We start from the raw sequence: 22,586 nt of genomic DNA, 5'->3' as shown, positions 1-22,586 counted from the left end.
CCAGGCGATGCGGCGGCTGACCGTAGTCCTGGCACTGTTGCTGGTGGCTGCCGCGGCGAACGCCGGGGCGCAGACCCGCTTCACCTATAGCCGCGGCCAGAGCGTCTCCCCCGCGTTCGAGGGGTGGTGGCAGAACGACGACGGCACGTACTCGCTGTTCTTCGGGTACATGAACTCCAACTGGGAGGAGACGTTTCACATCCCGGTCGGCCCCGACAACCACATCGAGCCGGGCGGCCCGGACCGCGGCCAGCCGACCCACTTCTATCCGCGCCGGAACCTGTTCCTCTTCACCGTCGAGGTGCCGGCGGACTTCGGTGACGACGAAGTGGTCTGGACGCTCACGACCAACGGACGGACGGAGCGCGCTTACGGGTCGCTCCGCACCGACTACCTGCTGGATCCGCAGACCATCGCGACCGAGATGGGGGCGAATTTCGGCCGCGTGATCGACGAATGGCGAACGAACGAATTCCCGACCGTCCGCCTGCAAGTGGATCAGCCGCGCCGGGTCCGGGTCGGCGAACCGCTCCAGTTGGTCGCCTTTGTAACCGACGACGGGATCCCGACCGGCAACTACACGCCGCCGGAGCCGGAACCGGGCAAGCCGCATCCCGCCTACACGCCGCCCCGCCAGATCGTCCCGGGCAACCCGGCGGCGCTCCGCTTTTCGTGGATGGTGTACCGTGGCGACGCGTCCAAGGTCCAGTTCAGCGAGGACCAGTTGAAGACCTGGCAGGACACGCGGGTCTATTCCAACTCTCCCTGGTCGCCCCCTTACATCCTCCCGCCGGTACCCGAAGACGGCCGGTGGATGGCCGCGGTGAGTTTCGACGAGCCGGGCACCTACGTACTGCGCGGCATGGCGGGGGATGGCGCGCTCACGAGCAGCGCCGAGCTGACGGTCACCGTCACGCCGTAGCGCGCACCCATAGATTCCTTGCGACGGCGCGCCTGTCAAGGGACGCGAGGACGCGCGATTGCCCTGCTTGGTGAGCGCGTGCTAGAGTGCGGGCACAACACGGTTGTGACCGGATGACGGGAAGTTCGGTGCTTAGACCGACGCTGCCCTCGCAACTGTGAACAGGTACGAAATCCGCACGGTGGCCACTGCCCTTCGGGGTGGGAAGGCGCGGAGAGTAGGCGACGCCTGCAAGCCAGGAGACCGGTCCGGTCACGCCTCGCACTGCTTCCGATGGGGAGGCAAGGAGGAACAGTGGCCGCTCACGAAGCCGCTCGCGCACGAAGTCTCTGGTCACTCTTCACCGCCGGTTGCGTGCTGGCTGGCTGCGCGGTCGACGGCTCGGGGCTGCCGGCCCTCGACGAGGCGACCGCCTCGCCCGACGTGCCCGTTCCGGCCGCCAGCCCGGCGCCGGATGCACCGACCGAATCTCCGCGGCGCATTGTCAGCCTTGACTACTGCGCCGATCAGTACGTCCTCGGTCTCGCCGACCGGGATCGGATCCTGGCCCTGTCGCCCGACGCCCGCGAGGCGTTTTCGTACCTGCGCCACGAGGCCGAGGGGCTGTCGACGGTCCGCCAGCGCATCGAGGACGTGCTCGCGCTCCACCCGGATCTTGTGGTCCGGAGCTACGGCGGAGGGCCGCGCGCCACGCTCTTCCTGCAGCAGGCGGGCGTGCCGGTTCTCGCACTTGGCTTCATGCAGGATATCGATGCCGTGCGGGCCACCGTTCGTCGCGCCGCCGCCACGTTCGGCGTCCCGGAGCGCGGCGAGTCGCTTGTGACGGAGATGGACGCCGGGCTCGAGCGTGCGAAACGGCGCGCCCAGTCGGTGGACGCAGACATCCTCTACCTGTCGCCCGCGGGCGTGAGTGCGGGACCGGGCACTTTCGTCCACGAACTGATAGAGACCGCGGGCTTTGACAACTTCCAGCGGCAGCCCGGCTGGCGTTCGCTCCCGCTCGAACGCCTCGCCTACGAGACACCTGAACGCTACGCTGTCGGTCTGTTCGGACGGAACCGAAGCCACGTCGACGCCTGGACCCCGTTTCGTCATCCGGTCGCGACCCGCCGCGTGGCGGAGGGGCCGATGACGCCGATCGATGGGGCGACGGTCACCTGCGGCGGCTGGTATCTGGTAGACGCCGTCGAAGCGCTGGTGGAGTCTGCGGGTTGACTGGCCGCGCGCTCCTCTGGTGGCTCGCCGCGGCGTCCGCGTCCGCTGTCGTCGCGGCCTGCCTGATTGGATCGACACCGCTCGGAATCGGCCGCGTCGTCGCCGCGCTGGCCGGCGCCGGATCTCCCGGCGATCAGATCGTCGTCTGGGAAATCCGCCTGCCGCGAGCCCTTGCCGCGTTCGCCGTCGGCGCCGCGCTCGGCGCCTCCGGCGCCGCGATGCAGGGTCTGCTCCGTAATCCCCTGGCCGAGCCGGGCGTGCTGGGTGTCTCCGCCACGGCATCGCTTGGAGCTACCTTCGTCATCTACTACGGCCTCGTCGACGTGGGTGCGTTCGCGATGCCGCTGGCCGCGATCGCCGGCGCCCTCGCCGCTACTTCCGTTCTGACCGTCGCCGCGCTCCGCGTCGGCTCGATGGTGACGCTCATCCTGGTCGGCATCGGGTTGTCCAGTTTCGCCGGGGCGATGATGTCGCTCCTGATGAACTTCGCGCCGAACCCCTTCTCGCTTGCCGACATGTTGAGCTGGACGCTTGGCACGGTCGCAAACCGGAGCTTTGCCGATCTCCTGCTGGCTGCGCCATTCGGCATTGCCGGGCTGGGGTTGCTGGCGTTGTCCCGGCGTAGTCTCTCGGCACTGACGCTGGGTGAAGAGGCGGCCGCAGGTGTCGGCGTCGACCTCCCGCGCGCGCGGCGCCTCGTCGTCATCGGCGCGGGTCTGGCCACGGGCGCCGCGGTTTCGGTCGCCGGCGCCATCGGTTTCGTCGGCATCGTCGCGCCCCATCTGGTGCGTCCATTCGTTGATCACGACCCGGCCCGGACCCTGGCGCCGTCGGCGCTCCTGGCCGGGTTGATCCTGGTGGTGGCCGACATCGGCGTCCGCATCGCACCCACCAGCGCGGAATTGCGTCTGGGTGTCGTGGCCGCGCTGATTGGCGCACCGTTCTTCGTCTGGATCGCGGCACGTCGAAGCATGAGCAATGCCTGACCTGACAGTAAGCGGGTTGAGCGTCGCGCTCGGCGGCCGGACCATCGTCGACGACGCGTCGCTCCAGGTGGGCGAGGGAGAGTTGGTGGCGTTGCTCGGGGCGAACGGCGCCGGCAAGACGACGCTCCTTCGCGGTCTGCTCGGGCTGGCGCCGCGCACCGGCGGGACGGTAGCGATTGGCGGTGACGATCCAGCGCGGCTCGGCGCCGCCGAGCGCGCCCGTCGTGTCGCCTACCTGCCGCAACTCCGTCCCCTCGCCTGGCCGATCCGTGTCCGCGACCTCGTGGCGCTCGGGCGCTTCGCGCATGGGGTCGCGCTCGGCCGCCTGGGTCCGTCGGATGCCGCCGCGGTGGAGCGCGCCCTGACGGTCTGCGATCTCACGGCGTTCGCAGGCCGCGCCGCGACCACCCTTTCCGGCGGCGAGCTGGCGCGCGTGCACGTGGCGCGGGCCATCGCGGCCGAGGCGCCGCTGCTGATCACGGACGAACCGACGGCAGCGCTCGATCCCCTCCACCAGCATCAGGTCATGCGCCTGCTGCGCACGAGCGCCGATGCCGGCTGCGGCGTCCTCGTCGTCACGCACGACATCGGGCTTGCCGCCCAGTTCGCGGACCGACTAGCCTGGATGGCGGCAGGCCGCGTCGTTGCCGACGGGCTGCCGGAGGCGACGCTGACGGCCGATCGGATCGCCCAGGTGTACGGCGTAAGTGCGACTGTCCGACGCCTCGACGGCGACTGGCTGGTCTCGGTTGCCGGCGCCGCGTAAGCTGGTTAATTGTCCGGAGGTCATCCTCGTGCGCCGCTCGCGGCGTCACGTCACGCCGGCGCGAGCCACCGCGAGACCGCGCGGCGAATTCGTCCAGCGCCGATCCAGAGGCCGATCCCGCTCGACGCGAGGCCGCCGATGCTCAGGAGGATCACGCCGACATCCCAAAGCGGTCTCCGGCTGTACCAGAAGCCGAAGTCGAGGCTGTGCAGTCCGTTGAAGAGCCAGCGCTCGGCGCGGCTGTACCGATGCAGACTCCGGACGATCTGCCCGGCTGCGGGATCGACATATACCCAGGTGTCCAGGGGATCGGCGAAACGGACCCGAAGCACCGGCAGCGGAAGCGCGCCTTCCGGGCGGCTGTAATAGTAGCTGTCGTACGCTTCCAGTTGCTCCGTCTCGACGACAGGGACCCCCGACGCTTCCTTCAGCCGAGAGACAAGCGTGGCGGCGTCGAACGGCTCCTTTCGAACCTCCATCGTATCCGCTGCGATCAGCAGTCGGTCGAATCCCGCCGCGGGGGACGCACTACCAGTGATCTCATGACCGGTGCCAGTTGCCCCATTGGTGGGCCCCCACGGGAGCCGAGCCTCATAGAAGGGCTGGCCGTCCACTTGGCGTAACGCCACTTCCTTCACCTCGCGTCCATTGACGACCCGCTTCCATGCGGCCGGCGGGATCGCCGGGAATTGGCCCAGGTCAAGCGGTCCCCCCGCCAGCGTGTCGCGTGGCAGATCCAGGCCGCGGGCCCGGGTCCAGGCGAACGGCTCCATCGACATCAGCCCGCTGAAAGTCCAGGTCAGGGTGACGATACCGAAGATCACGCCGGTTACGTAGTGCCACCACATCCACCCGGCGTAGGGAATCCGACGTCCGTTTCCTCGCCACCGGAACTGCGTCACTCCGAGGGCGAGCCCGAGCAGCACCACCGCACAACCGACGATCGACGTCCAGACGACGGCGCGTGTCCAGAGCGTCTGCTCCACCCGCAGCGCGCGAACATAGAACCAGTGCGGGATCGCCCCCGCCCACGCCAGCGCGCGGCTGCGCCGCGTGGTCAGCATCACCACTTCGGCCGTCTGCTGCGAGACGTACACTTCCGTCCCGGACCCGTCGTCGACGAGCAGCCGGTGCGCCGGCAGTGCGCCCCGGAACTGCAGCGTCCACTGGTCCGGATCCATGAGGAGCCGGTCATAGGTCACGGCCAACGCCGGCGCCCCAGTGAATCGAAGCGCGACCGTCTCCGCGGCGGCCGATCCGATCGGCGCCAGCCGTTCGCCGGTATCGGCGAACACCGTCACGCCGTCGAAGCGATAGGCCGGCCGCGCCAGCACCGTGAGCAGTACCACGCGGCTCGGCGGTCCGTCCAGGCCGCCGCGCGCGGCAGCCTCGGCCGGCGTCAGCCGAACCTCCGCAGCATCGACCGGGTCGATGCGCAGGAAACGTTCCGCCGGTGTGATGCGGGGCATGCCGCCCGTGTACATCATCACGATTCCCGAGGCGAACCAGATGACGAACACCACGCTGAGGGGAATGCCCACGTAGCGGTGGGTCCAGATCAGCCAGCGGCGCAGCATGGTCACGATGATAGCTGGTTACCCTCCAGGGCCCGAGCCGTCTACCGATCCATCGGCCTGACGATTGCCTTACGTCGAGGGAAGCGTGATGCGAAACGTGGTTTGGTCGGTAGGGGTTCGCGAATAGGTGAGGCGGCCGTGATGCGCCTCCACGGCCCACCGGGCGATGGCGAGGCCCAGGCCCTTTGGCGGAACAGCGTTGGTCGGGTCCGCCGGATCGTGGTGGAGCCGGTCGAACAGCGCCGTCGCGCGGCTCTCGGGGACCCCAGGGCCGTTGTCGCGCACGTCGAGGATTGAATCGCCGTCCACCGCGTCGACGCGCACGTCGATGGAGCCGCCGGTGGGTGTGTAGCGGATGGCGTTGTCCACGAGATTGACGAGGGCCTGGCGTAGCACGATACGGTCGCCACGGCAGACGGGCTTGTCGCCGTTGCACGTGACGGTCAACGACTGCTCCTTCTCTTCCGCCAGCACGGCGAGTTGCTCGACCACCGCATCGGCCAGCGTCCCGAGATCGATCGGCTCGTCGGCGCGCGGGCGGTCGCCCTGGTCCGCCCGGGCGACGGTCAAGAGGCGTTCGACCAGAGTGGCGAGTCGGTCGGCCTCCTCCAGCATGCTCTCGACAGTCGCGCGGTACGCTGCCGCATCGCGGCCGCCGCGTAACGACACTTCGCCGACGCTCCGGATGGCGGTGAGCGGCGTGCGCAATTCGTGCGAGACGTTCGACGTGAAGCGGCGCATCTCGGCGAACGACGACTCGAGCCTCGCCAACATCTCGTTGAAGACAAACGCCAGTCGTCCCAGCTCGTCGTTCGGCTGATCAACCGGCAGGCGATCGTGCAGGCGGCGCGCCGTGATCTCGCGGGCGCGCTCCGTCATGCGATCGATGGGCGCAAGCGCCCGGCGCGCGAGCCAGTAGCCTCCCAGGCCCGTTGCAGCGACGCTGAGCGGCAGACCGAGAGCCAACAACAGAGCCAGATCGCGCACTTCCTCGCGCATCAGCGCTTCCGAACGGCCCACCTGTATCACCACGGGATCGCCGCCCACCGTCGTCCGTTCGGTCAGGATACGGAACGGCGCCGGTTCGGCCGGCACCGCCACGATCCTCCCATCCGGTGCACTGGCGAGCGCCTCGCTCTCGGGCACCGGCAGGCGCCAGGCAACCGCCGTCCGAAAGAGCTCCCGACCGTCCGGCGTCCAGACCTGGAGCCAGGGGCTCTCCTCGTTCCATGGGTCTCCCTCGAACCAGGTAAGCGACCCGTCCGGGGCCCGCTCCGCCATGCTGGTGGCCCAGCGGTAGTCGCTGCGGAGACGTGCATCGAGAGTACCCGAGAGCTGGCGCGTCACCAGCGTGAGCACGGCGGCCGCATAGATGGTGAGCACGACGATCATCGCCGCCATGTGCCAGAGGGTGAGACGAACCCGGAAGGTCATTCCGCATTCTCCTCGGCCCGAAGCGCCAGGCCGATCCCGCGCACGGTACGTATCAGCGGCACCGCCTCGGCCGCGTCCACCTTGCGGCGGAGCCGTGAGACATGGACGTCGATCACGTTGTCGAGGGTCAGGCTTCTGGACTGGTCCGGCCAGACTTCGCGAATCAGCATGTCGCGCGTGACGACGCCCGGCGCGTACCGGGCGAGACAGGCGATCAGCGCGAATTCCGTTGACGTCAGGTCCAGCACCCGGCCGGCGCGTGTAACCTGACGGCCCGGAATGTCGATTGTCAGTGTGTCGACCGTGAGCGGTTCAACCATCAGCGGGCGGCCTCGGCGGCTGATGGCCCGGATGCGCGCCAGCAGCTCGGCAAACGCAAACGGCTTTACGAGGTAGTCGTCGGCGCCCGCGTCGAGACCCGCGACGCGGTCGTCGAGCGTGTCACGGGCGGTGAGCGCCACCGCCGGGGTGGTTATCCCCAGGCGGCGAGCCGCGGCCAGCACGTCGAGGCCGTCGCGGCCGGGCAACGTGAGGTCCAGCAGCAGCAGGTCGAAATGGTCGCTTGCAAGCCGGGCGAACGCAGCATCGCCATCAGTCTCTACGGCGACATCGTAACCTTCGCTCTCCAGCCCGTCGCGGAGCGCGTCGGCCACTTTTGGTTCGTCCTCGACCACCAGCAGGCGCATCGCGGATGCCATCCGGATCGAGCTTACCGGCGAGACGACCGGCAGTAAATCCGTGTCAGGGGAATGTCAGGTACGCGCACTGCCAAGCAGGAGTATGATGACGCACTAGGTCAGGTTCGTGGTGAGCCGGAAGCTTTTCGCGCCGATCGTCGCCAGCCTGCTTCTGGCGGGCCTTGAGGCGCGCGCCCATCACCCCATCTCCGAGGTCTACGACGACGAGCGGACGGTGATCCTCGAGGGCGAAGTGGAGGCGTTCCTCTTCGGCAACCCCCACTCTCTTCTGCATATCCGCGTGACCGACCGCGACGGCGCGACGCGCACCTGGGCGGTCGAGTGGCGGGCGGCGGACCGTCTGGCGCGGGCCGGCCTCGACGGCACCGAACTCACGCGCGGGGATGCCGTTGCGGTGTGCGGGCACCCGGGACGCGATCCGGCCGCCTATCGTCTCTACCTTCTGAATATAGCGCGGCACGACGCGGTCTCCACGCTCGGCTCCGACGCCCGGGCGCAACTGTGCGTGGAAGCGTCGGCGCCCACAATCGCCGACCTGACGCAGCCCAACTAGGGCGCGCGCCGACGCGCCGGTCCGGCGTGCCGACGGCGATTCGAGTAAACCTGGTTGGGGCTATGCTCTCTCGTCGCGCCTTGGCAGCCGGGTGCCTCGACGCTCTCGGTGCGACGCGGGGTTTCACCACGGGCCGCTAGCGAATCGTGCGGCCGCGCTGTTCGTCTCCCACCCAGTAGAGGTTGTGGCAGTTGTTGCACGAGTTGTAGACGATTTCCCCGCTGTCGAAGACCGCCTGAGGATCGCGTCGTTGCGCCGCGTCCAGCGCGATGGCCGAGGCGTCGATCATCGCCTGGGAGAACTGGACCCAGTTCTCGTCGTCACGCTTCCGCGGGCCGAGCATCAACAGGTTGCCGGATTCCATCAGCGTCATGGCGGCACCGGTCACGGCAAGCCAATCCTCCTCGGTCTCCGGTTCCCAGTAGGTCTCCCCCTCGTCGTCGAGTATGGTGCCCACCGCGTCCCAGAGCGCGTCGGCCGAGGCGTCGATCATCCCGGCCATGAGATCGCGGGTGTTGTGCCGCAGGTCGAGCGGCGGCCCGGGAGGAGGCTCGGGCGCACCGCACCCGGTGACGAGCAGAGTGACCATCACTACGCAGCCAGTAAGAATTCGCATGGTCCGTCCTGTCTGAGCCCGCTAAACGTGAAAAGCCGGATGCCGCGATTCAGGATCGGGCACCCGGCCTCCCATCAAAGACTCCGCCGTCCGGTCGCGCCCTAGTTGGTGGGGTGCGGCACGCCGACGTCGCCCATCGGGTTGCCCATGCCGGTGTAGCGGAATTTCTGCACCCGCTTCCCCTCGTACGTCTCGGTCGTGTAGACGTTCCCCTGAGAGTCGACCGCAATGCTGTGCGTCCCGTAGAACTGGCCGGCCATCCGGCCGCCGCTGCCGAAGCTGTAGATGTACTCCAGCGGCTGGCGACGCAGGACGTGCACCTTCTCGTTCATGCCGTCCGCGACGTAGGCGAACGTCTGGTCGGGATCCGTCGAGAAGGCGATATCCCAGACCGCGCCGGCGCCCAGCGTCTTCGTCTGGAGGTAGATCTCCTCGACGAACTCGCCCTCCGTCGTGAACACCTGCACCCGGTTGCCGGGGCGATCGCAGGCATACACGAGGCCGTCGCGGGTCGGATCGGCGCAGTGGACCGGGTTGCGGAACTGCGGATCGTGCGCGTTGGCTTCGGTGTTGACGTCACCGTTCGCCGGCGCCGTGTCCGGATCGAACCGTGGCGGCTCCGCGTCGTCCGGCTCGTTCCCGTAGGCGCCCCAGAACCGCTTCAGCTCTCCGGTGTCCATGTCCACGACGGCGACCCGCTTGTTGCCGTAGCCGTCTGCCAGGTACGCCTCGTTGTTCGCGGCGTCAATCGACACCTTGGCGACCTGCGAGTAGCGCGTGGTCGACATGCTGTCGGGCCCTTCGTGGTCATGCTCGCCGATCTGCAGGAGGAAGTCGCCGGCATGGGTGAACTTCAACGCATGGGAGTCGTCGCCGCCGTTGCCGCCGATCCAGACGTTGTTCATGTGATCGACCGCGATCCCGTGGTTCGAAGCGGGCCAGTCGTAGCCGTCACCAGGTCCACCCCAGTGCTGGATCAGATTCCCGTCGGAATCGAACTCCAGGATCGGCGGGGCCGGGAAGCAGCACTCGGCGGCGAGCGGCGGGTCGAGCGCGGCCGGCTGCTCGTTGGCGCCCAGGTTGCCGCGGTGGACGATCCAGACATGGTCGTCCGCGTCTACGGCGACACCGATGGTCGAGCCGAGCAGCCAGTTGTTGGGCATCGGCTTCGGCCAGAACGGGTCCACCTCAAACATCGGCGCCCCGTCACCCGTCGTGGGCGGCAGCGCCTCCGCCATCGGTGCCTCGTCCATCGACTCCATCTCACCGCTGCCACCGCCACACGCCACGGCGACGGCCAGCAGTGCCACCAGGCTCCAGATGCTCAGATTGCGAGTCATTTCATCCTCCTGCGGAACACGCTCCGCAAAGGGTGCCACCCACGGCCCCAGAACGCAAGCCCAGATTATCTCACCGCGCGCCGTTTCCGTCTACAACCCGGATATGCACGCCGCTCGTGCCCGTCGACGATCCGCGGGCGCTACTCGGAAGCGAGCCACTCCAGAATGGTGGGGGTGACGATCTCCGGGACCTGGGTGTGCGGCCCGTGGCCGACGCCCGGCAGCACGTGGATCGTCAGCCGGCCATCCACCCACTGATGCATGCCGTCGAGCGTACCGTTCGTGAACGGCCCGCTGTCCTTGCCGTAGATCAGCAGCGTGGGCGCCTGCACGGGCGGGAACTCGCCGGGCCGGAAGCCGAACCCTTCGGTTTCCTGCGTGAAGGGCGGCCGCGGCCAGTTGGCGAGATAGAAATTGGCGACCGATTGGCCGTCGAGCCGTCCGTACGCTTCGCTGCGCAGCCTCGCGAGCTCTTCGGCTTCGCCCGGAGGCGCCGGCGCGTTACGCATCCGCTGGCCGAACTGCTCTCCCGCGTTGGGGTTTTCCTGCATGCCGCGCTGGAACGTGCTCGCTTCCTGTTGCACCGTGTCGACGGCAAGCTGACGAATCAGCCCTTCCGGATGGACGGTGCCGACCGAAACCAGGCGCTCCACCCGCTCCGGATACGTCATGGCGAAGTGCCACGCATAGAAGCCGCCGCTGTCCTGCCCGATGACGATGGCCTTGTCCTCGCCGAAGTGCCGGATGATGGCGTCGATATCCGACGAGATCTTCGCCATCGTGTAGTGCTCCACGCCCTCCGGCTTGTCGCTGCGGTCGGTGCCGCGGGTCGACATGGCGACCACGCGGTAGTCCGCCGCCAGCGCCACCATCTGGTGCCGCCAGTCGAACCACGGTCCGGTGATGCTGTGGACGAAGACGACGAGCGGCCCCTCCCCCGCCGTGTGGTAGGAAATCCGCACCCCGTCGTTGTCTACCGCGCCCGCTTCGACCGTCACTGACGCTCCGCGCCAGTCGGAAATCGTCACCTGTGCCCAGGCCGGCGTCGCCGCCAGCACGAATGCCACCACGATGCCAAACAGTCTCTTCACGATTCCCTCCGCGATCGGTTCTCTGTAAGCGGCTACGCCAGAAGCTCCCGCACCACCCTTGCCGGCTCGACGCCGGTGAGCTTCGCATCCAGGCCGCGATGTTTGTGGGTGAAGCGCTCGTGGTCGATGCCGAACAGGTGGAGGATGGTCGCCTGGAAATCTCGGATGTGCACCGGATCCCTGACGATGTTGTACGAGAACTCGTCCGTCTCACCGTAGACGACGCCACCCTTCACGCCGCCGCCCGCCATCCACAGGCTGAAACAGCGCGGGTGATGGTCGCGCCCGTAGTCGGTCGGCGTCAGCCGGCCCTGCGAGTAGATGGTGCGGCCGAACTCGCCGCCCCAGATCACCAGCGTCTCGTCGAAGAGGCCGCGCTCCTTCAGATCCTGAATCAGGGCCCAGGCCGCGCGATCGACGTCGGCCGCCTGCGCCGGGAGCACCTCCGGCGCGAACGCGTGGACGTCCCAGCCGCGATGGTAAATCTGGACGAAGCGGACGCCCCGCTCCACCAGCCGCCGGGCCATCAGCGCCGCGTTCTGGAACTTGCCCTGTTGCTTCGCCTCCTCGCCCCAGCGCTCGAACGTGCTGTCGGGCTCGCTGCCGAGATCGGCCATCTCGGGGACCGACATCTGCATCCGGTACGCCATCTCGTACTGCTGGATGCGGGCGAGCGTTTCCGGATTGCCGATCTGCTCGTGCTGGATGCGGTTCAGCTCGCTCAGTCCGTCGAGCATCTCGCGCCGGACATCGCGAGAGACCCCTTCCGGATCGCGGAGATACAGCACCGGGTCGGCGCCCGTCCGAAGACCGACGCCGGCATACTCCGGAGAGAGGAATCCCGCGCTCCACAGTTTCGCCGAGATGGCCTGCACGCCCGACTTCGGATGGCTCTTTTCAGCGTTCATGACGACGAACGTCGGCAGATCCTCATTCATGCTGCCGAGCCCGTAGGCAAACCAGGCGCCGATGCAGGGACGTCCCGGGATCTGCTGCCCGGTCTGTATGAACGTGATTCCGGGCTCGTGGTTGATCGCGTCGGTGTGCATCGACCGGACGATGGCGATCTCGTCCACCATGCTCGCTGTGTGCGGCAGCAACTCCGAGATCCAGGCCCCGCTCTGGCCGTGTTGATGGAAGTCGAAGACGGACGGCGCGATCGGGAAGCGGGCCTGGCCGGACGTCATCGTCGTCAGCCGTTGTCCCTGTCGGATCGACTCGGGAAGATCCCTGTCGTACCAGTCGCGCATCTCCGGCTTGTAGTCGAGCAGGTCCATCTGCGGCGGCGCGCCCATCATGTGCAGATAGATGCAGCGCTTCGCCTTCGGCGCGAAGTGCGGCAGCCCGGGCAGTCCGCCCACGCGTTCGCCGCTTCCCTCGACCGCCTGGACCAGCCCCGGGATTGCGAAGGCGTCTTTCGCCATCAGCGTGGAGAGGGCCAGACCGCCAATGCCCTTGGCCGCCGTGCCGAAGAACTGCCGCCGGGTCTCGGCCAGAACCGCTTCCTTCACAGGATGCATGTCGAACCCCTTCCCTGCCGAAGCGCTACTTGTTCAGTGTCTCGTCCAGGTTCATCACCTGGTTCACGAGCATCGTCCAGGCTGCCGACTCCGCCGCGCCGAGATCCGGGTCCGCCTCGGACTCGCCGACCGACAGCAGCCGGTCGGCCTCGGCGGGATTCGCCTCATAGGTGTCGAGCAGCCGGTCGAACGTCCTCTCGCTCACGGCCCGCTCGGCGTCGCCGAACGGGCGTGACAGCAGGCGGACGGTAACGAAATCAAGTCGTTCATCGAAGCTGTCTCCTTCGCGCAGCGCACGCTGGGCGAGATGCCGCGCCGCCTCGACGAACTGCGGATCGTTCATCGTCACGAGCGCCTGGAGTGGCGTGTTGGTCCGTTCGCGGCGCACGGTGAAGTGCTCGCGGGTCGGCGCGTTGAAGATCTCCATCGACGCGGGCGGCGCCGAACGCTTCCAGAACGTGTAGACGCTGCGCCGGTACAACGCCTCCCCGTCGTCCACCTTGTAGAGCCGGGTGTTGCTTTGCGGCATCGCGACCGTCGACCAGACTCCTTCCGGCTGGTAGGGCCGCACGCTCGGCCCCCCAATCGTCGGCACGAGCAGGCCGCTCGCCCCGAGCGCGGTGTCGCGCAACATCTCGGCGTCCATGCGGTAGCGCGGGCCGCGCGACAGCAGCCGGTTCGCCGAATCGCGCTCCAGCTTGTCGGGGGTCGCCAGCGCCGATTGCCGGTAGGCGGACGACGTGACCAGCATCCGGAAGAAGCCCTTCGTGTCCCAACCGGACTCCCGGAACTCGGAAGCGAGCCAATCGAGGAGCTCCGGGTGGGTGGGTGTATCGCCCTGCGCGCCGAAGTCCTCGCTGCTGGTGACCAGGCCCGTGCCGAACACCTGCTGCCAGAAACGGTTCACGGTGACCCGGCTCGTCAGCGGGTTCGCTTCGTCGACCAGCCAGTGGGCAAGGCCGAGGCGATTGCGCGGGAGCGATTCCGACATCGGCGGCAGCACCGCGGGCACGCCGGCCGCCACCCGTTCGCGCGGCTGGTCGTACATGCCGCGGTACAGGATGTGCGCTTCCGGCTCGGTGTCGGGCAATTCCTGCATCACGTGGGTGACGCCGCCCCGCCGGCGCATCTCGCGCCACTCGCGGTTGATCTCGTGCGAGCGGGCGAGCATCCCCCGGTACGGTTCGTCGCGCACGCTCAGGTAGTAGAGGCGCAGCGCCGCCAGCTCGCCGGCGTCGAGGGCGTCGGCCGCCTTCGCGCTCGCCCGCTCCAGCGTCGCCCAGCGGGAGACGACGGCCGCTTCCTGCACCGTGAGGGCGCGGTTGAAGATGCGCAGGTCGGCGACGCCCCCGCCCGCGAAGTAGCGCATGGCGTCTTCGGTGCGGACGGTGGTGCGGCCGCGGCCCAGCTCCAGCGGCGTGTCGACCTGGATGCTGCCGATGGCCCGGGTGAAGTACTCGCTGCCGGACGCCTCCAGCACGTCGCCGTCACGGAAGACGTTCATGCCGGCCCGCTCGCCCGTGCCGTCATGCGTGAGGACGATGTGTGTCCACTCGCCCGGCGGCATCCGCTTCAGGTTCGTCGGGGAGACGCGCGGGGCCGGGCGGCGCTCCGGGTCTTCGGGGTCCTTGTCGCCGGTCAGCCTGAACGAGAGCTGCCGCGATCCGATGGTCATAGACCAGCCCCGGCTGCCGTCGTCCGGGTCGTACTGGCCGGCCACCACGTAGTTCCCTTCCTCTTCCGGCTGGTAGATCCAGAGGGCCATCGAGAAGGGCGTGTCGCTATCGATCGCCGACGGCGGGAGAGCCGCCCACGACTCGTCGCCGAAGTGGAGCGCCGGCAGATCGTGGGGTCCGGGCGCAATCCGCGTATCGCCGTGGAACTCGACCGGATGGGCTTCGCCGTCCACCACGAATGCCGGGGCCGCGCTGTCCGTCAGATCGAGCGCCATCCAGGTCGACGCCTCCTCGAGCGGCGCGCGCAGCGTCCGGTACTCGCCGGTGGCGAGCCACTCCGCGAACGCGTCGTCCACCGCGGCGGCGCGCGTGCTGATGCGCGTCTCGAGTTCGGCCGCTTCCGTGCGCAGGTCGTGCCACAGCTCGCGATCCGCCTCTTCCGGCACCACGAGAATGGGCGGCGGGTCGGAGACGTTGCCGTCCATCACGTACTGCGTCGTGTTCCGGAAGAACGCGGTCATCGCGTAGAACTCGCTCTGCCGGATCGGGTCGAACTTGTGGTCGTGGCAGGTGGCGCAGCCGACGGTGAGCGCCAGGTAGATGCCGGCGATCGTCTCCGCGCGGTCCTTGGCGTAGATCGCCTCGTACTCCTCCGGGACGACGCCGCCTTCGTTGGTGGTGATGTTGTTCCGCTGGAAACCGGTGGCGACCAACTGATCGAGGGTCGGCTCGTCCAGCAGGTCGCCCGCCACCTGCTCGATGGTGAACTCGTCGAACGGCTTGTTCTCGTTGAAGGCGCGGATGACCCAGTCGCGGTAGGGATACATCTCGCGGTAGTTGTCGATGTGGATGCCGTGGGTATCGCCGTAGCGCGCCGCGTCGAGCCAGTAGCGCGCCCGGTGCTCGCCCCACTGCTCCGTTGCGAGCAGGCCGTCGACGTACCGCTCGTAAGCATCCGGCGCGGCATCGTCCAGAAACGCCTGCAGCGCTTCCGGCGTCGGCGGCAGGCCGGTCAGGTCGTAGGCTGCCCGCCGCGCGAGGGTCCGCCGGTCCGCCTCCGGCGCCGGCGCGAGCCCCTCCGCTTCCAGTCGGGCGAGGATGAACCGGTCGAGCGGCGTCCGCGCCCAGTCCGCGTCCGCCACCGCCGGTGGATCGGGCCGCGTGATGGTCTCGAAGGCCCAGTGCCGATCCCAGTTGGCGCCCTCATCGATCCAGCGCCGCAGCGTGTCGACCTGATCGTCCGTGAGCGACTTGTTCGTCTCCGCGGGCGGCATCCGGAGCCGCTCGTCCGAGTGCGAGACGCGCTGGATCACCAGGCTGGCGTCAGCGTCGCCGACGACCACCGGCTGCCCCGCCGGCCGTTCCTGGAACACACCTTCTTCCGTGTCCAGCCGCAGCCGTACCTGCCGCGTGCTCTCGTCCGGGCCGTGGCAGGAGAAACAGTTGTCGGCCAGGATCGGCCGCACCTCGCGCTGGAAGTCGACCGGTGCCGCCCCTGCCGCCGGCTCGGACTGCCCCGCCTGGAGGCTGATGGCTGCTCCCGCCGCACCCAGAATCACCGCGCGTGAAGCCCGCGTGAACATGGTTCCCCCCGGTATTCGGCCCGTCGCGCGATTCTACCATCCGCGCCGGACGCGGGAATCCCGCCAAGCGGACCTCGGCTCGCCCGCCGGCCTCGCGGGCCCACTACCAAATGGGGCAGGATGTTGCTGCAATCCTGTCGAACGGCAGTCGCTCCCAGACGTAGCTGGAAACGGGACGGCGCTTGCCGACATTGCACTGCTCGATGCAGGTGGCGTCGACTTCGCGGACGTTTACCTCGTTGATCGCGCCGACGTCGCGGATCGACCGATCGATCGCTGGTGTGATCAGATCGAATCCGGCGATGAAGAGGCGGTGTCGGCGGGCAAATGTCTCGCAGAGGCGGACAGTTTCGGGGTGAATCCGATCGGAGGCGTCTATGAAGTCGGCGCCCGCAAGCCCTGTAACGAGACGGTTGAGGGCCACGGCTGTTCCGGGCGGTGGCACACTTTCTGGTGTGTAACCCTGCTGCCGGAGATATGCTTCGGCCGCTCTGTCGATCACGATCGGATGAAGCAGGCCGTCTTCACAGCTTCCATCGCGGCCTGGTTCATGGTTCCGTTCGGTGACGAGCTCGGCCACCGTTCGCTCGCCGTCACCGGTCACCCGGGGTGGCCGGCGCTCGACGCAGCCGGCAAGAACACCTCCGACGCAGAGTACCCGGTAGTGCGCCCCTTCGATCTGTTGCTCAACCAGCACTCTGTGGCCGGAGGCCGCGATCCGTTCCACAGCCATGCGGAGGAGCCGACGCGTCTGTATGTGAGTGAAGACCCAACGGCTGTACGTGCCGATGCATGGTTTGACCACGCAGGGAAAGGACACCGGTGCGGATTCAAGCACCTCCCCCACGTCGTCGTCCGCGGCAAGACAGGCAAGCAGCCGGGGCGCAGGCAATCCAACCTCAGCCAGCAACAGTTTTTGCGCAGGTTTGTCAGTCAAGCGGGCGTAGTCGTCGCGTCGCTGCAACGTCAGGAATCCAGGCCAGGTCTGAAAGATGAAGCCCGAGGCGTCGTGGTCCACCACGCGGACGATATTCCCGGGGTAGCCACAGATCACTTCAAAGGCGTAGCCGGCGCGGCGGGCAGCGTCCAACAAGGCCATAAGGCCTCTACCCAGCCTCGGTTCAAACGGCATGTTGGGGCCCTCCGGGATGCAAGGCGCCTGCGCTGGAGAGTGGTGGTTCGTCACCCTGGTTCCGCTCGACGGAGCCCGCTGGCGCGAATAGCGGTTCCACTTCGTGTAGAGCCGCCTCCAGCCGTCGAGAGGCATTGGTTGCGGCGAGGTCTTCCACCGTGAGCCTGGTTAGGGCCACAACTGTCCGAAGACGACCCGCCGGGCGGAGACTGGTGCGACGTTCCCGGTTGTACGCCTCCAGGTTGTGTGCCGCGCGCTTGACGAGGCACTGCAGGACACGAAACGCGCCAGCACCGAGCGGCGGATCGCCTCGGTAGTACTCCAGTCGCGCGCCCCGTCGGTACGTAGGGAATGCCTCAAGGCCCAGGAACCGCAGGGCCCAGTCGGCGCGGTAGCGGCCGGTACCATAAACGAGACCGGCGTAGTCGGCGATCAGTTCGTCGAGCAGACGATTCTGCATCGAGCCGAAGACGCGGCACGTGAAGTAGTGAACCGCCTCGTGTTCGATACGGATGGCGAGCGAAAGACGTTTCCAGGTGTTGGCATCGAGCCCGAGCCGCGCCCCCGGAACGCCACTGTAGGGGGCGGTCGAAGCCAGCATGAACCGATCCAGGTACTTCCCTTTTTGCGACCGGAACGACTGAAACGCGATCCTCCAGTCGAGTTCGGTTGCATCGGGATGCGACACCAGCCAGCTTGCCTTCAGACGTCGCATCCGATCCGCGTTGGGGTATCCGGACACCATTGTCGCGCCCAGCGCCGCGGGGACCGGGATCGGCTCGTTCCATCCGGTGAACGCCTGCGTCAGTAGGACGAAGTCCGGCTTGTGCGGAATGGTAAGGACCGGCAGTCGGCCTGCCGGCGTCTGGTGGAGCGTGATCCGAAGGTCCTCTGGCCGATGCAGGCGCAGCGGCCGCGTATCTTCCGGCACGGGTTCGAGTCGGAGCACCGACGCTCGATAGGCGGGTCTGCGGCTGATGCCTCCCTCGACCGGAAAGCGGAGCTGAGGGAGCGCTTGGCGCAACGTGGTCCATGCGCCGGATGTCTCAGCGGCCCGGGCGTATCCTTCCCACGTTTTCACGAACGGTTCGTCGTCAAGCGGGAGATGAGCGGTTGTCTTGAGTGCTGCCGTATCGAACCGATTGGCGTTGTAGTACAACAGTTCTTCCGTCTCGTCCGGCGAAGCGCCGGCGTCCTTCAGCACCGAAGCCCTCTCGTCGATACTCGCCGGCACTTCAGTCGTTCTCCGGAGGATTGGCGCGTGCACCGCCCAGCCAGTCGAAACCGCCGTTGCGCACGACGACCGTGCCGAGCGAGCGATCCAGCAGCTCTCCCGCGTCGGTGAATGTCACTCGACCGGTGACGCCGCGCCAGTCTCGTGTCGCGCGCAGTGCGTCCGCCACTCGGTCCGGCTCGACCGATCTCGCCGTCTCGATGCCGTGGGCAATCAGATGAACCGCGTCGTATCCGAGAGCTGCGGATGCATCCGGCTCCAGGCCGTACTGCTGCCGAAATCCCGCCGCGAACCGCTGCACTTCCTCGCGTTGATCGTGCGGGTGGAATGCCGTGGCAATGATGGTTCCCTCTACGGCCGCACCGCCCCGATCGATGAAGTCGACCGTGCCGAGTGCGTCGCCCCCGAGCATCACGGCCCCGATCCCCCTGGCGCGCGCAGCCTCGATCATCGTGGCGGCCTGTCGCGGCTCTCCGGCAACGAATACCGCGTCGAGCGCCAGGTCTTGCCAGGCAGTCAGGATGTCTGACAGGGTGCGGTTTCCGGTCGTCGTGTCCGGGTCGTACGACTGACGATCCGCCACTACGAGTCGTCGTTCAATCGCCTGCTCCTCGAACGCGTTCGCCAGGCTCCGCCCGTAGGCGTTTCGAATGTAGTAGATGGCCAGACGACGGTAGCCACGGGACGCGGCGACGTCAGCCATCTGCGCACCCGTCTCCCGATCCGTGAAGGTGATGCGAAACAGCCGGCGGTAACCCTGCTGCGTCAGCCGCGGGTCGGTCGCGGTCGGCGCAACATGCACCAGGCCGGAGAGGTCATAGATGGCCGCCGCCGGAAGAGACACATACGACTGCAGGTGACCGACCACTGCGACAACGTCATGGTTCTGCGCGAGACGCTGCGCTACGACTCGTCCGCGATCCACCGATTCGTGATCGTCTTCCCGCAGCACGACCAGCGGCCGGCCCAGGGGGCCGCCGGCGCCGTTGACTTCATCGAGCGCTAGTTGCAGCCCTTCTCCGTAGAGCAGCATTCCCCGCGATTCCCACGGCCAGATCACAGCAATGGTGATCGGGCCCCCTGCGAGCGTCTGTTCCTCTCCTCTGGCGAACTCATGCTCCTGACACCCGGTCATAGCGGTACCGAGCAACCCCGCCAGTACGATCGAGACCATTGCGTTACGCAGGGGTTCAAGATTCCAGCGTCCCATTCCTTGCCTCCGGCGCGCGTGACCGCGTATGGATGCCGCCGTTCCTGCCAAATCAGGCCATCTGCCTGCTTGCCAGCTCGGCAAAAGGCCCATCCCGGTTGATTAGCGTGGCGTATCGCCCGGATTGGACGATGCCACCCCGTTCCATGACGAGAATCCGATCCGCGTGTTCGATCGTGCTGAGGCGGTGGGCGATAACGATGCGCGTTGCGCTCAATTGTGCGAGGCTGGTGCTGACGATCGCCTGCGTACGGTTATCGAGGGCGCTGGTCGCTTCGTCAAAGAAGAGCATGCGCGGCCGGTTGACGATCGCCCGGGCGATCAGCAGCCGCTGGCGCTGCCCGCCGGACAGGGTATTGGCGCCCTCGCTGACCACGGTGTGCATTCCCATGGGCATGGCGCGAATGTCGTCATCAAGTCCCGCCATGCGGGCTGCGGCCCACGCGTCATCCAGGGTGTGGATGCTCGAGCCGACAATATTCGTGAAGAGATCGCCTGCCATGATACGTCCCGATTGCAGGACTACGCCGACCTGCGAGCGGACAGCGCGCACGTCGAGTCCGGCCAGGTCTTGGCCATCGAAGTAGACCGAGCCCGTGTCTGGTGGTTCGAAGCCAAGCAGCAGGCGAAGCAGGGTCGACTTCCCGGATCCGGACGGTCCCACGATCGCAACGAACTCACCCGGCCGCACCGAAAGTGACACATCGATCAGCGTGGCCGGCACGTCCGGCCGGTAGCTGAACGTCAGGTGTTGCGCTTCGATCCGGCCGCTCAGCACCCCGGGATCGCGCTCGGCGTCGGTCGTTTCTGGTGCTGCAGCCAGAATCGGCCTGACCGCCTCGTAGACGGGCACCAGGCCCAGCGCTTCGATCGCCGCGGTGCTCAGCGAAACCGATGCCGCGAGGCAGGCGCCGAAGGCTGCGGAGAAGGCAAGGTAGTCGCCTGTCCGTATCGCCGCGACGGCAGTCCCGCCTGCCGTTGCCGCGGCCATGATCACCAGCATGCCCAGAGAGGGAAAGATGGCATTGAAGACGATGAGCGAGTTGCTCACCGTGCGCGACCGTATTTGAAGGCGACGCTGCTGACTGAACAGGTTGGCCCACTGGGCAAACGCATGCCCTTCGGCAGCCGCGACGCGGAGCTTGGAGATGCCGTTCAGCAGCTGGAGGACCAGGCCGGAAGTCCTCGTGCTGAGGGGGACGATACGGCGTTGCAGCCGAAGCTGCCCGCAGCCAATCGTCAGCGTTGCGCCGATGGCGGCTACGAGTAGAAAGACGGCCCACCACGCGAGGTTTCCTCCGTAGTAGAAGAGGAGCCCGATGTTCGAGAGCGAGAACATTCCGCCCAGCGCCGCGGTCACACCAGCGCCCGACAGTGTCTGCCGCATCGTATCGATGCCCATGGCGCGCACCGCAAGGTCGCCGGCCGAGTAGGGTCGAAAGAACCCCAGCGGCAAACTGAGTAGTCGATCCCAGACCGCAGCCTGTACGGTCGCGCCCAGCCGGCCGTCGAGCCTAACGAGTGACAGCCGCCGACCCAATTCGAACATCCCGGTGGCGATGGCGCCGGCGAGGAGAATCGAGGTCACTTGCCACAGTTGATCGCGCTCCGCGCTCGGGATGATCGTGTTGAACAACGCGCCCGTGGCGACCGGTGTCAGCAGGCCGAGCAGACCGCCGGCCAGGCCAAGCAGGACTATCCTCGTCAGGTCCCGGCCGCATCCGCGGGCGGCGAACCGCAGAATCCCGCGGAACGAAAGCCCGCTCGCCGGGAATGGCCGATAGAAGCTGTGGGCGACAGGCGCCAGCGTCTTCGCCACGGCGCCCGTTACGCGCTGCGGAACGTCCGCAGCAGAGGGGCCGTGAAGCAGGTAGCGTCCGGGTGCTTCCTGCAGGAGGGCGACCCATCGGGCCGGCTCGCCCTCAGTCCGCGCGAGTAGGGGGCCGCTATCGGTTCGCCACCAGCCCTCTTCCAGCAGAACTTGCCGGACACGCATACCGGAAGCCCTCGCCGCTGCCGTCACCGGGTCGGTTGCCGGCGCCCTCTCGCGGCTCGGCGCCGTCGCGATCTGCAGGCCGAGTCCGTCTCCGATCAAGCCGCATGCCCTGGCGAACGACGCGTCGCCGTCGCCGTTGTTCCTTGCGTCTGTACGCGCAGGCCTGTTCACGTCGCCGGCCAACCCGGTGGTCGAGGCGTTGTACGCGGCAAGCAGGTCGGCAAATGCACCGGTCAGCAATTCGACCCGGTTGAGGTCGCGACGTTGCTGCCGGGCAGCCTCGGTTTTTGCGGCCTGTTCCATCCGCAAGAGAGCGCACTGGATGACGACTGACTGGAAGTTGGCAAGCGCGGCCCAGATGTCGTCCGTTGCCAGGACGGTCCGAGTGCTGAGTACCGCCACGTCCGCCGGGCAGTAGGTCTCGAACCAGATGTGCTTCGTGCACGGAATCAGCGCCGCATCCATGGGAAGCGCGGCCTGCCCGAGCAACCGCGACCGGCCCTTGCGGTGAGCAATCCAGGAAACGCCACTGAACGAAGAGACGGCTGCCCCTCTTGCGAGATGGACACTTGACGTTTGCCTGACTGGACGGCAGTCCCGCGGCCGAGGGTCGGTGGTCAGCCCAGTACAAACCGCGTCGATCCAGCGGTCAAGAAGGTGGGCCGCGTCATCACGCGCCTGTGGTTCCCCGAACCGCTTGCGGGCGGTTGCCGGGGCCAGGTGGCGCAGCGTCGTTCCAGGGCGGGACACCGCCTGAAGCGCACCCGGAGATCCGCCGCTTTCCCTGACCGCGGTCGCCCCAACCAGGCAGCTTCCCTCTTCAATCCGAGTCACGAGCGTTCGGCCGGACAGTTTGCCGTCGGCGCTGTGGCGGAGGCAGAAGACGTCCAGGCTTCCCTGCTGCACGAACCACACCGAGCCGTCGTCCAGCAGGAACGGGTGGTTGGCCCCCGTCTCGTAGGCAGGATCGCACTTGGAGAACAGCGTCACTCCCCGATGTCTCGTCTCGTTCATCTCCATCGTGTGCGTCCGGTCGG

Annotated in this window: 16 protein-coding genes, 1 pseudogene and 1 riboswitch; of the genes and pseudogenes, 5 read left to right on the top strand and 12 right to left on the bottom strand. The window is 67.5% G+C overall.

Annotated features, from left to right (window positions below):
* Positions 1-7 precede the first annotated feature (7 nt).
* The 4 genes from F4Y45_08730 (at position 8) to F4Y45_08715 (ending at position 3,889) form a co-directional block, all read left to right on the top strand.
* Positions 8-922 (top strand): hypothetical protein, encoded by a 915-nt coding sequence (locus F4Y45_08730; protein MXY24591.1) that lies wholly within the window; start codon positions 8-10, stop codon positions 920-922.
* 94 nt (positions 923-1,016) lie between these two features.
* Positions 1,017-1,189, top strand: a riboswitch (cobalamin riboswitch).
* Positions 1,190-1,195: 6 nt separating this feature from the next.
* On the top strand, positions 1,196-2,137 hold the full coding sequence (locus F4Y45_08725; protein MXY24590.1) for an ABC transporter substrate-binding protein: 942 nt from the start codon (positions 1,196-1,198) through the stop codon (positions 2,135-2,137).
* Complete coding sequence (locus tag F4Y45_08720; GenBank protein ID MXY24589.1) at positions 2,134-3,123, top strand: iron ABC transporter permease; 990 nt, start codon at positions 2,134-2,136, stop codon at positions 3,121-3,123. The genes F4Y45_08725 and F4Y45_08720 overlap by 4 nt, the downstream gene beginning before the upstream one ends.
* Positions 3,116-3,889, top strand: coding sequence for an ABC transporter ATP-binding protein (locus tag F4Y45_08715; protein ID MXY24588.1), 774 nt, complete (start codon positions 3,116-3,118; stop codon positions 3,887-3,889). The genes F4Y45_08720 and F4Y45_08715 overlap by 8 nt, the downstream gene beginning before the upstream one ends.
* Positions 3,890-3,939: 50 nt before the next feature.
* Here F4Y45_08715 and F4Y45_08710 read toward each other — a convergent pair whose 3' ends face one another.
* From F4Y45_08710 to F4Y45_08700, 3 genes are all read right to left on the bottom strand, one after another.
* Positions 3,940-5,466, bottom strand: a complete 1,527-nt coding sequence (locus F4Y45_08710) for a hypothetical protein (protein MXY24587.1) — start codon at positions 5,464-5,466, stop codon at positions 3,940-3,942.
* Between the two features lie 69 nt (positions 5,467-5,535).
* Complete coding sequence (locus tag F4Y45_08705; protein MXY24586.1) at positions 5,536-6,900, bottom strand: HAMP domain-containing protein; 1,365 nt, start codon at positions 6,898-6,900, stop codon at positions 5,536-5,538.
* Positions 6,897-7,586 (bottom strand): response regulator transcription factor, encoded by a 690-nt coding sequence (locus F4Y45_08700; protein MXY24585.1) that lies wholly within the window; start codon positions 7,584-7,586, stop codon positions 6,897-6,899. Before F4Y45_08700 ends, F4Y45_08705 begins: the two co-directional genes overlap by 4 nt.
* Before the next feature lie 121 nt (positions 7,587-7,707).
* Here F4Y45_08700 and F4Y45_08695 point away from each other — a divergent pair, with 121 nt between their 5' ends.
* The gene (locus F4Y45_08695; GenBank protein ID MXY24584.1) at positions 7,708-8,151 is read left to right on the top strand and encodes a hypothetical protein; all 444 of its coding nucleotides are present in this window, start codon (positions 7,708-7,710) and stop codon (positions 8,149-8,151) included.
* Between the two features lie 136 nt (positions 8,152-8,287).
* Here F4Y45_08695 and F4Y45_08690 read toward each other — a convergent pair whose 3' ends face one another.
* From F4Y45_08690 to F4Y45_08650, 9 genes and pseudogenes are all read right to left on the bottom strand, one after another.
* Positions 8,288-8,767, bottom strand: coding sequence for a hypothetical protein (locus tag F4Y45_08690; GenBank protein MXY24583.1), 480 nt, complete (start codon positions 8,765-8,767; stop codon positions 8,288-8,290).
* Positions 8,768-8,868: 101 nt separating this feature from the next.
* Complete coding sequence (locus F4Y45_08685; protein ID MXY24582.1) at positions 8,869-10,029, bottom strand: hypothetical protein; 1,161 nt, start codon at positions 10,027-10,029, stop codon at positions 8,869-8,871.
* 218 nt (positions 10,030-10,247) lie between these two features.
* Positions 10,248-11,213 carry an alpha/beta hydrolase gene (locus F4Y45_08680; protein MXY24581.1) on the bottom strand — a complete coding sequence of 322 codons (966 nt, stop codon included), beginning with the start codon at positions 11,211-11,213 and terminating at the stop codon, positions 10,248-10,250.
* A gap of 17 nt (positions 11,214-11,230) precedes the next feature.
* Entirely contained in the window at positions 11,231-12,718 is a 1,488-nt protein-coding gene (locus tag F4Y45_08675) for a DUF1501 domain-containing protein (GenBank protein MXY24580.1), read from the bottom strand.
* Positions 12,719-12,743: 25 nt separating this feature from the next.
* A complete protein-coding gene (locus F4Y45_08670) occupies positions 12,744-15,977 on the bottom strand; it encodes a DUF1553 domain-containing protein (protein MXY24579.1) in 3,234 nt (1,077 codons plus the stop codon).
* Between the two features lie 103 nt (positions 15,978-16,080).
* Positions 16,081-17,076 carry a hypothetical protein gene (locus tag F4Y45_08665; GenBank protein MXY24578.1) on the bottom strand — a complete coding sequence of 332 codons (996 nt, stop codon included), beginning with the start codon at positions 17,074-17,076 and terminating at the stop codon, positions 16,081-16,083.
* A gap of 148 nt (positions 17,077-17,224) precedes the next feature.
* A pseudogene (locus tag F4Y45_08660) lies at positions 17,225-18,343 on the bottom strand (hypothetical protein).
* 1 nt (position 18,344) lies between these two features.
* The gene (locus tag F4Y45_08655; protein ID MXY24577.1) at positions 18,345-19,646 is read right to left on the bottom strand and encodes an ABC transporter substrate-binding protein; all 1,302 of its coding nucleotides are present in this window, start codon (positions 19,644-19,646) and stop codon (positions 18,345-18,347) included.
* Positions 19,606-22,569: an NHLP bacteriocin export ABC transporter permease/ATPase subunit gene (locus F4Y45_08650; GenBank protein MXY24576.1), complete on the bottom strand. Its 2,964-nt coding sequence runs from the start codon at positions 22,567-22,569 to the stop codon at positions 19,606-19,608. Before F4Y45_08650 ends, F4Y45_08655 begins: the two co-directional genes overlap by 41 nt.
* Between the last annotated feature and the right edge of the window lie 17 nt (positions 22,570-22,586).

The organism is Acidobacteriota bacterium, assembly GCA_009838525.1.
In the GTDB taxonomy this organism is placed as follows: Bacteria; Acidobacteriota; Vicinamibacteria; order Vicinamibacterales; family UBA8438; genus VXRJ01.
Note: the sequence above shows the minus strand (reverse complement) of the source record. Positions and strands in the feature narration are given on the sequence as shown.

Coding starts and splice junctions, on each gene's coding strand:
- F4Y45_08730 (MXY24591.1), top strand. CDS start 8: ATGCGGCGGCTGACCGTAGTCCTGGCACTGTTGCTGGTGGCTGCCGCG.
- F4Y45_08725 (MXY24590.1), top strand. CDS start 1,196: ATGGGGAGGCAAGGAGGAACAGTGGCCGCTCACGAAGCCGCTCGCGCA.
- F4Y45_08715 (MXY24588.1), top strand. CDS start 3,116: ATGCCTGACCTGACAGTAAGCGGGTTGAGCGTCGCGCTCGGCGGCCGG.
- F4Y45_08710 (MXY24587.1), bottom strand. CDS start 5,466: ATGCTGCGCCGCTGGCTGATCTGGACCCACCGCTACGTGGGCATTCCC.
- F4Y45_08705 (MXY24586.1), bottom strand. CDS start 6,900: ATGACCTTCCGGGTTCGTCTCACCCTCTGGCACATGGCGGCGATGATC.
- F4Y45_08700 (MXY24585.1), bottom strand. CDS start 7,586: ATGCGCCTGCTGGTGGTCGAGGACGAACCAAAAGTGGCCGACGCGCTC.
- F4Y45_08690 (MXY24583.1), bottom strand. CDS start 8,767: ATGCGAATTCTTACTGGCTGCGTAGTGATGGTCACTCTGCTCGTCACC.
- F4Y45_08685 (MXY24582.1), bottom strand. CDS start 10,029: ATGGAGTCGATGGACGAGGCACCGATGGCGGAGGCGCTGCCGCCCACG.
- F4Y45_08675 (MXY24580.1), bottom strand. CDS start 12,718: ATGCATCCTGTGAAGGAAGCGGTTCTGGCCGAGACCCGGCGGCAGTTC.
- F4Y45_08670 (MXY24579.1), bottom strand. CDS start 15,977: ATGTTCACGCGGGCTTCACGCGCGGTGATTCTGGGTGCGGCGGGAGCA.
- F4Y45_08665 (MXY24578.1), bottom strand. CDS start 17,076: ATGGCCTTGTTGGACGCTGCCCGCCGCGCCGGCTACGCCTTTGAAGTG.
- F4Y45_08655 (MXY24577.1), bottom strand. CDS start 19,646: ATGGGCCTTTTGCCGAGCTGGCAAGCAGGCAGATGGCCTGATTTGGCA.
- F4Y45_08650 (MXY24576.1), bottom strand. CDS start 22,569: ATGGAGATGAACGAGACGAGACATCGGGGAGTGACGCTGTTCTCCAAG.